The organism is Streptomyces spongiae (genome assembly GCF_009377185.1).
Classification (GTDB): Bacteria; Actinomycetota; Actinomycetes; order Streptomycetales; family Streptomycetaceae; genus Streptomyces; species Streptomyces spongiae.
The window spans coordinates 1-8,542 of record NZ_VJZC01000436.1; the positions used below are offsets into that span (position 1 = coordinate 1).

7 protein-coding genes are annotated in these 8,542 nt (G+C 70.8%); 5 read left to right on the forward strand and 2 right to left on the reverse strand.

The window, feature by feature from the left end; genetic code table 11:
- Window positions 1–99 precede the first annotated feature (99 nt).
- From FNH08_RS37265 to FNH08_RS37285, 5 genes are all read left to right on the forward strand, one after another.
- The gene (locus tag FNH08_RS37265) at window positions 100–1,341 is read left to right on the forward strand and encodes an ROK family transcriptional regulator (RefSeq protein WP_152775952.1); all 1,242 of its coding nucleotides are present in this window, start codon (window positions 100–102) and stop codon (window positions 1,339–1,341) included.
- 132 nt (window positions 1,342–1,473) lie between these two features.
- Window positions 1,474–2,823, forward strand: coding sequence for an ABC transporter substrate-binding protein (locus tag FNH08_RS37270; RefSeq protein ID WP_194238742.1), 1,350 nt, complete (start codon window positions 1,474–1,476; stop codon window positions 2,821–2,823).
- Window positions 2,824–2,825: 2 nt separating this feature from the next.
- The gene (locus tag FNH08_RS37275; RefSeq protein ID WP_228034585.1) at window positions 2,826–3,824 is read left to right on the forward strand and encodes a carbohydrate ABC transporter permease; all 999 of its coding nucleotides are present in this window, start codon (window positions 2,826–2,828) and stop codon (window positions 3,822–3,824) included.
- On the forward strand, window positions 3,821–4,690 hold the full coding sequence (locus tag FNH08_RS37280) for a carbohydrate ABC transporter permease (protein ID WP_152775954.1): 870 nt from the start codon (window positions 3,821–3,823) through the stop codon (window positions 4,688–4,690). Before FNH08_RS37275 ends, FNH08_RS37280 begins: the two co-directional genes overlap by 4 nt.
- A gap of 5 nt (window positions 4,691–4,695) precedes the next feature.
- A complete protein-coding gene (locus FNH08_RS37285) occupies window positions 4,696–5,697 on the forward strand; it encodes an N-acetylglucosamine kinase (RefSeq protein ID WP_152775955.1) in 1,002 nt (333 codons plus the stop codon).
- On the opposite strand, the gene FNH08_RS37290 is transcribed toward FNH08_RS37285, so the two are convergent.
- Window positions 5,694–6,773, reverse strand: coding sequence for a DNA polymerase III subunit beta family protein (locus FNH08_RS37290; RefSeq protein WP_152775956.1), 1,080 nt, complete (start codon window positions 6,771–6,773; stop codon window positions 5,694–5,696). The two genes, FNH08_RS37285 and FNH08_RS37290, sit on opposite strands and share 4 nt — an antisense overlap.
- A gap of 70 nt (window positions 6,774–6,843) precedes the next feature.
- A complete protein-coding gene (locus FNH08_RS37295; RefSeq protein WP_152775957.1) occupies window positions 6,844–8,511 on the reverse strand; it encodes an amidohydrolase in 1,668 nt (555 codons plus the stop codon).
- Window positions 8,512–8,542: the final 31 nt, after the last annotated feature.

Genomic DNA, 8,542 nt, shown 5'->3' on the forward strand with positions numbered 1-8,542 from the left:
CCGACGGGCCCCTCCGTCTGAGCCGGGGTGCTCGGAGAAGTCGAGGGTTGAATCCGGTCACCCGCGAGCGTATAAATAAGCAACTTTCTTTCTTACAGCATGCGGCAGACGAATGAGGTCGATGTGACCGACCGCTATCCCGCAGGCCCCCAGCGCCTTCTGCGCTCGCTCAACGGGCGCGCGGTCCTGGAGGCGATCGACCAGTCCGGTCCGATCACGACCACCGATCTCGCCGGGCGGATCCCGCTGTCCCGGCCGACGGTGGCCGCCGCGGTCGGGCTGCTGCTGGAGCGCGGGGTGATCAACGAGGTGGGCCCGGTGACCGGACGGAAGGGACCGGCCCCCGCGCAGTACCGGGTGAACGCCGACTGCGCCTTCGCCATCGGTGTGGATGTGGGACACCGGCAGGTCCGGGCCGCCGTCGCGGACGTGACCGGACAGGTGCGTGCCAGGGCGCATGCGCAGCACGAGGACCGGGGCCGAGCCGGGCGTGACGCTCTCGTCGGGCAGGTCCTCACGATGTGTGAGGACCTGGCCGGGCAGGTCGGGGTGCCGCTCCAGGAGATCACCCAGATCGTCATGGGCGTGCCCGCGGTGGTCGGCAAGGACGGGCGCGGCCTCTCGTACGCGGCCGGACTGCCCGACGCCGGGCAAGGGCTCGGCGAGGCGCTCGGCCGCGCCGTACCGGATCGGGTGCCGCTGGTCCTGGAGAACGACGTGAACCTCGCGGCGCTCGCCGAACGCACCCACGGCTGCGGTACCGAGGTCGACGACTTCGTCCTGCTCAGTCTGGGGGTCGGCCTGGGGCTCGGCCTCGTCATCGACGGCCGGGTCCGGCGCGGCGCGACCGGTGTGGCGGGGGAAGCCGGCTATCTCCCGAGCGACCGCGAGCTCGCTCCGGTGGGGCAGCGCCGTGCCCTGGTGCAAGACCACATGGGGGCGCGCTACATCGGCGTCCGGGCACGCGACCTGGGACTGCCCGGCGACGGCAGCCCCCGTACCGTCTTCGCGCTGGCGCGCGACGGACACCCGTCAGCACTGGAGATCGTCGAGGACACCGCCCGCAGCATCGCCCATGTGATCGCCTGCGTGGTCCCCCTGATCGACCCGGCGCTCATCGTGCTGGGCGGCGCCATCGGCGCCAACGGCGACCTGCTGCTCGAACCGGTCGCCCGTCACATGGCCGACTTCGGCGACTTCCGGCCCACGGTCGTCGCCTCCGGCCTCGGCCAGGACGCCGTGCTGACCGGCGCCACCGCCATGTCGGCGGATCGGGCCCGCGAGTCGGTGTTCGCCGCGGCCACCACGTCCACCGCCCCCGCGGAGCCGCCGCTGCCCTGAGCCCTGAAACACCACGGCGACGCCGTCTTGCCGGACAGCGCCGCCGCTCAAGGACTCCGTGCGTTGCCGCGCCCGGGTCCGGTCGACCGATCCGTCACCCAGGGAATGCCATCTCCAGGAAGAGGACGATCAGTGTTCAAACCTATCACCGGAGCAGCCGCGGCCACGGCCGCCGGCGTGCTGCTGCTGTCCGGCTGTACGTCCAGCGGCCCCGCCGACTCCCAGCCCACGTCCGCGATCTCCGCGGGCGCCTCGCACGCGCCCACCACCGTCACCGTCTGGACCTTCAACCACCTCCCCAACGAGGTCGCCGCCTTCAAGGCGACCCTGGGCCAGCTGCACGCCAAGTACCCTTGGCTGACCGTCAAGTTCGTGCCCAACAAGGACGACGCCGCCTACGCCAAGGCGGTCGCCGCCGGTGACCCGCCGGACGTCTTCATCAGCTCGGCACCCGACAACGTGGCCAAGTTCTGCTACAACGGCACGGTCGCCGACCTCAAGCCTTATCTGTCCTCGGCCGGTGTCGACACCGCCAAGACCTTCCCGGCCGCGACCCTCGTCTACACCCGCTACCAGGACAAGCAGTGCGCGCTGCCGCTGCTCACCGATGCCTTCGCGCTCTACTACAACAAGAAGATGTTCGCGGAGGCCGGCATCACCAAGCCGCCCCGGACTCTCGCGGAGCTCACCGCCGCCGCGAAGAAGCTCACCAAGAAGAACCCGGACGGATCGATCAAGACCTTCGGCTTCGTGCCCCGCTCCGACTTCAACGCCAACCGGTACATCTTCACCGGCGTGCAGAGCGGTACCGACTTCTACGGCAAGGACGGCAAGACCACCTTCGCCGACGACGCCAAGTGGCAGCAGCTGCTGAAGTGGGACCGCGAACTCATCGACTACTACGGCGCGTCCAACGTGCAGAAGTTCGTCGGCCGCTACCAGCCGCACGCCGACGACGCGAGCAACCCGCTGCTGACCGGTGCCGCGGCCATGGAGTTCGACGGCGAGTGGCACGTCGGCGAGATAGCCACGCTGAAGAAGGACTTCGACTACGGAGTCGTCCCGATGCCGGTGCTGGACGCGCAGGGCACCGGCTACGGCGCGGGCAACACCCTCGGCACCGTCGCCTACCTCTCCGCCGGCTCGAAGCACAAGCAGGAGGCCTTCTTCGCCCTCCAGCAGCTCACCACCGACACCACGTTCCTGAACCAGCTGGCCGACACCGTCTACAACATCCCCAGCACCTTCGCCGCGCTGAAGGCATGGGACAAGGCGAGCGACCCGCACTGGAAGCCGTTCGTCGACCTGTTCCAGAACTCCGGGTCCTACTACAAGACCCTCACCCCGGCGGGTGTCGAGGACATGGACACCTGGCGCGCGTTCCTCCTGGAGTACGAACAGGGGAAGGTGAAGGACGCTGCGAGCGGGCTGTCCGGCGTCGGAAAGAAGATCGACGACCTCAACGCCCAGAGCGGGCAGTAGACATGGCGACCGCTCTCGCGCCCGTCGAGAACACATCGGGCGGGGCGCCGACGCGCCCCGCCCGGGGTCGCGGGCCCAGCCCGAGCGGGGCCCGCTGGTGGATCGTCCTGGCCTTCGTCTCGCCGTTCGTCGTCGGGTTCTCCGCCTTCGTGCTGTACCCGGTGGTCTCCACGCTGTACTACTCGCTGACCGACTTCCAGGCCGGGTCGTACCGCCCGGTGCACTTCGTCGGCCTGCGTAACTACCGCCTCCTGTTCACCCAGTCCGACAACTTCTGGGTGTCGGTGCGCAACACGCTGTGGATGGTGGCGGTCATGGTGCCGCTGCGTACGGCCTGGGCGATGCTCACCGCCTGGGTCATCATCCGGGTCAAGCGCGGCAGGACCGTGTACCGCACCCTGTTCTTCCTGCCCTCCATGGTGCCGGTGGTCGCCGCGGCCCTGTCCTTCATCGTGCTGCTCAACCCCGTGGGGCCGTTCAACCGGATCCTGGACCTCGTGGGCATCAGCGGCCCGGGCTGGTTCTCCGACCCCGCCTGGTCCAAGCCGAGTCTCGTCCTGATGGCGCTGTGGGCCAGCGGCAACCTGATGGTGATCTTCTCCGCCGCCATGTTGGACGTACCGCGTGAGCTGTACGAGGCGGCCGAACTGGACGGCGCCGGCACGCTGCGGAAGTTCGTGAGCGTCACCCTTCCCGCCATCTCGCCGGTCATCTTCTTCGCCCTGCTCACCGGTATGATCTACACGTTCCAGTACTTCACCGAGGCGTTCGTGGCGTCCAGTTCGTCGAACATGACGTCGTCGAGCAGCCAACTGCTCGGCTACCCGGCCAACTCGCTGCTGTTCTACTCGACCGAGCTCTACCAGCAGGGCTTCTCCTACTTCAAGACCGGCTACGCCTCGGCCATGGCGTGGCTGCTGTTCCTGGTCATCTTCGCGGCGACCGTGATCTTCATCCGCGCTTCACGCCGCTTCGTCCACCACGCGGGAGGCGGCCGATGACCACCGTGGACGTGCGCCTGACACGACGTCAGGTGCGAAGAGGGCGCCGGGTGTTGCATCTGCTGGCCGAGCACGCGCCCGCCGTGGCGGTCGCGCTCTGCTTCCTGCTGCCGCTGACGATCGGCGTGCTCACCGCGTTCATGACCCAGCACCAGGCCGGCACCGGCGCCCTGTGGCCGTCGCCGTGGGAGTTCGGCAACTTCCGGAAGGTCTTCTCGGCCATGCCGTTCGGCCGCGACCTGGCCAACACGATGCTGTACGCCGGGCTGTCCACGATCGGCACGGTGATCTCCTCGGTGCCGGTGGCCTACGCACTGGCCCGGATGCGCTGGAAGGGCCGCGAGGCGTTCTTCCTCGTGGTCCTCGCGGCGATGATGATTCCCGCACAGGTCACCAGCCTGCCGCTGTACGTCCTCTACTCGCACATCGGCTGGGTGGGCACCCTCAAACCGCTCATCGTCCCGGGCTTCTTCGGCGACGCGTTCAGCATCTTCCTGCTCCGTCAGTTCTTCCTCACCATCCCCGACGAACTGACCGAGGCGGCCCGGATCGACGGCGCCGGGGAGCTGCGCATCCTGTGGCAGGTGCTGATCCCGATGACCCGGCCGGCCATCGCGGCCGTGGGCCTCTTCTCGTTCCTGTACGCGTGGAACGACTTCTACAACCCGCTGCTCTACACCGGAAACAGCCAGAGCGGTCAGACTCTCGCGGTCGCCCTCACCGAACTGGCGAAGAACGGGCACCAGAACGCGTACGAGTTGCAGATGGCGGCCTCGCTGATGTTCCTGCTGCCCATCCTGGTGCTGTTCTTCCTGGCCCAGAAGGTCTTCGTCGAGGGCATCACCCTGACCGGCATCAAGGGGTGACCGTCTTGGCGGACCTTGTGGTGGGCGTCGACGGCGGGAGCTCGAAGACCGACCTGGTGCTCGCGGACACCGAGGGGCGGCTGCTGGCCTGGGTGCGCGGCGACGGCACCCGCCCGCACCGCGAGGGCATGAACGCCACGACCGACCGCCTGGCGCAGTTGGGACGGCGGGCCCGGGCGGTCGCCGGGCTCCCGGCCGACGCCCGGGTCACCGTCGGCGGCTTCTTCCTCGCCAACGTGGACCGGAGAGCCGAGGAAAGGCAGGCGGCACAGCAGCTGTCCCGGCTGGGCGTGGCCGAACGAACTGTCGTGCGCAACGACACGCTCGCCGTCCTCCGGGCCGGCGCACCGGACGGCTGGGGAGTGGCGGTGGTCTCGGGCGCCGGCATCAACGCGGCCGGGGTGCACCCGCGCGGCAGGTCGGCCCGCTTCCTCTCCCTCGGTGACATCACCGGGGACTGGGGCGGCGGGCTGGCCGTGGCGCGGGCCGGGCTGGGCGCCGCGGTCCGCGCCGGTGACGGACGCGGTCCGGCCACCGCGCTGCGGCGCGCCCTGCCGGGCCACTTCGCACTGCGCAGCGTGGAGGCGGTGGCGCTGGCCGTCAGCGAGGGCGAGATCCCCATGGTCGCCCTGCACGGCCTCGCGCCCCTCGTGTTCGCGGCGGCCGCCGGCGGCGACACAGTGGCCCGAGGGATCGTGCTGCGCCTGGGCGACGAGATCGTCGCGATGGTGACCGCGCTGCTGCGGCGACTGCGTCTGCTGCGCACCCCGACTCCCGTGGTGCTCGGCGGGGGCACCCTGCAGAACGGCCACGTGCTGCTGCCGGATCACATCCGAGCCCGACTCGCCGCCGAGGCGCCCCTGGCCGGCCCGCGCGTCCTCGACGTACCGCCGGTGGCGGGCGCGGCGGACGAGGCACTCCTGACGGCCGGCGCCCCGGCGACCGCGCGCCGGCGACTGCGCGAGACGATCGCGGGAACGGGACCGCGGTCCACGGAGGGGCTCTAGTTCTCCAATCGGACCGGCATCAGCATCGAGAACGTGTCCTCGTCGTCGGGCCGGCGGATGGCGACCGGTGCGGTGGGGGCGCCGAACTCCAGGATCAGCCGGTCCCGGGCTCCGGCGGTGAGGGCGTGCAGCAGGAAGTCGCGGTTGACGGCGACCTGGCTCTGGTCGTCGTCACCGTCCTCGCAGAGGGTCACCGTGCCGTCGGCCTCGACCTTGAGCACGCTGAGCTCGCTGGACGTCCCGTCCTGTGTGCGCTCACTGGCGCGGACGGGGCCGGTCCGCAGCGCCTGCTGGAAAGCTGGAACGTCGACGAGGACACGGCGCCCTTCCGGCAGGCGGACGAGACGTCGGTAGTCGGGGAAGTCGTGATCGAGGCACTGGCCCGCCACCTGACGGTCCCCGGTCTCCAACGTCACGCGGTCGCCGTCCACGGAGAGCCGGACGGCTTCGTCGACGCCCAGCAGGGCCCGCATCGCGTCGGCGAGCGGAACCGGCACGATGACCTGCACCCGGGGCCCGCCGTGCCCCGCCGCACCGGCCCGCGCGACAGCCATCCGGTACCGGTCGGTGGCGACGGCATGGAGTACCTCGCCCTCGATGTCGAACAGCACACCGCCGAGCATCGGCAGTTCCGGGTCGGTGCTCGCGGCGAAACGGACCGCGTCCAGAGCGGCGGCCAGTTCGGGCGCGGAGACAGTCAGCCGGACGGCGGTGGTGCGGAGCGAAGTCATGGAGTCCTCCTTGCGATCGAGCAGTGGTCGGAGCGTGGAGAACTCGCTGCGGGCCTCGGCCAGCCCCAGTTCGAGGCGGCGCAGGTGCGCTTGGAGCAGCTGGCGCACCAGGTCGGTGTCCGCACCGGACCAGCCGGCCAGTACGAGCCGGATGTCCGCCAGCGGCATGGCGGCCCGCCGCAGCCGGGCCAGCAACCTGGCCTCCTCCAGCTGCCCCGGCTCGTACCAGCGGTAGCCGCTCACCGGATCCACCCAGGCGGGGACCAGTACACCAGCCCGGTCGTAGAACCGCAGGGCGCTGACGCTCAGTCCGCTGTCCCGCGCCAACTCACCAATGCTCTGCATCTCGCTCTCCACACCCGGAACCCTGGGCCCTTGACCAGGTCGAGGGTCAACCTCGCCGGCGCGCCGGAGCTCACGCGTCGGACGCCGCGTGGACCCGTACCCCCTCCACGAAGGTCTCCAGGACCCGGGTGGCCGCGATCTCCTCGGGCGGGCCCGTGAACGGGTCCCGGTCGAGGACGACCAGATCGGCCGCCTTGCCGACGCTGATGCTGCCGGTGAGCGCGTCGAGGTGGTTCACGTAGGCGCTGCCCGCCGTGTACGCGGCGATGGCGGCGCCCAGGTCGAGACGCTGTCCGGGCAGGAACTCGGGGGTGCCCTCGGGTGCGTCGGGGGAGACGCGGTTGACGGCGACGTGGATGGCCTGGAGTGGATCGGGGCTGCTGACCGGCCAGTCGCTCCCCGCGGCGAGCGTCGCCCCCGCGCGCAGCAGGTCTCCGAACGGGTACTGCCGGGCGCCGCGTTCGGAACCGAGGAACGGCAGGGTCAGTTCGTCCATCTGCGGCTCGTGGGCGGCCCACAGCATCTGCAGGTTGGCGGTGGCGCCCAGCGCACGGAACCGCGGGATGTCGTGAGGGTGGACGACCTGGAGATGCGCCAGGTGGTGCCGCGTGTCGCGGTGGCCGCCCCCGCTACGGGCGGCCTCCACGGCGTCCAGGGCCTCGCGTACCGCGCGGTCGCCGAGGGCGTGGAAGTGGATCTGGAAGCCGAGGCCGTCGAGCTCGGTGACGTACTTCTTCAGATCACCGGGGTCGACGAAGCTGATCCCGCTGGTGCCGGACGCGCAGCCGCAGCCGGTGAGATACGGCTCGAGCATCGCGGCCGTGTGGTTCTCGGCGATGCCGTCCTGCATGATCTTCACCGTGCCGGCGCGGAACCGCCCCCTGCTCAACTCCTCGCGTCGCGCCACGAGTTCCGGAATCTGCTCCGCGCCGCGTTCGCGGTCCCACCACAGCGCGCCGACGACGCGGGCGGTGAGGAGCCCCTGGTCCAGGGCCCTCTGGTACGTGGGCGCGGGGTCGGTCATGTTGGCGTACGCGCCGACGATGGCGTCCTGCCAGGCCGTGACACCGTGGGAGTGCAGCACGGCCTGGGCGCGCAGCAGTCCGGCCAGTTGTTCCTCGGGTGTGGGGTCGGGCGCCAGACGGCCCACGAGATGGACGGCGCCCTCCTGCAGCATGCCGGTCGGGTTGCCGTCGGCGTCGCGTTCGATCCGGCCGTCGGCGGGGTCCGGGGTACGGGCGTCGATGCCGGCCCGCTCCAGGGCACGGGTGTTGACCCAGGCGCCGTGGTGGTCCCGGTTGGGCAGGAAGACGGGCCGGTCGGGGACGACGGCGTCGAGGGCGGCGGCGGTGGGGGCGCCCCCGGGGAAGGCCTCCAGGGACCAGCCACCGCCGGTGATCCATTCGGCGTCCGGGTTCTCGTCGGCGTACTCCCTGACGCGCCGCAGGTACTCCGCGGGGTCGACGGTGTCGGCCAGGTGGCACAGGCCGAGTTCCAGGCCCGCGCCCTGCGGGTGCACATGCGCGTCCTGGAAGCCGGGCAGCAACAGCTTCCCGGCCAGGTCGACGACCTCGGTGTCCGGTCCGATCAGCGCGTGCACCTCGTCGTGGCCGACGGCCGCGATCCGCCCACCGCGCACGGCCACGGCCGTGGCACGGCTGCGCGCGGCGTCGACGGTGTGGACGGGCCCGCCGGTGAGGACGAGATCGGCGGGCCCGGTGACGTGGGACTGCGACATGGGGGTGAACTCCACGGAGGGGGGTTGGGGG

Excerpts from the sequence above, each read along its gene's own strand:
- FNH08_RS37265 (WP_152775952.1), top strand. The coding sequence starts at position 100 with ATGCGGCAGACGAATGAGGTCGATGTGACCGACCGCTATCCCGCAGGC.
- FNH08_RS37275 (WP_228034585.1), top strand. The coding sequence starts at position 2,826 with ATGGCGACCGCTCTCGCGCCCGTCGAGAACACATCGGGCGGGGCGCCG.
- FNH08_RS37280 (WP_152775954.1), top strand. The coding sequence starts at position 3,821 with ATGACCACCGTGGACGTGCGCCTGACACGACGTCAGGTGCGAAGAGGG.
- FNH08_RS37290 (WP_152775956.1), bottom strand. The coding sequence starts at position 6,773 with ATGCAGAGCATTGGTGAGTTGGCGCGGGACAGCGGACTGAGCGTCAGC.
- FNH08_RS37295 (WP_152775957.1), bottom strand. The coding sequence starts at position 8,511 with ATGTCGCAGTCCCACGTCACCGGGCCCGCCGATCTCGTCCTCACCGGC.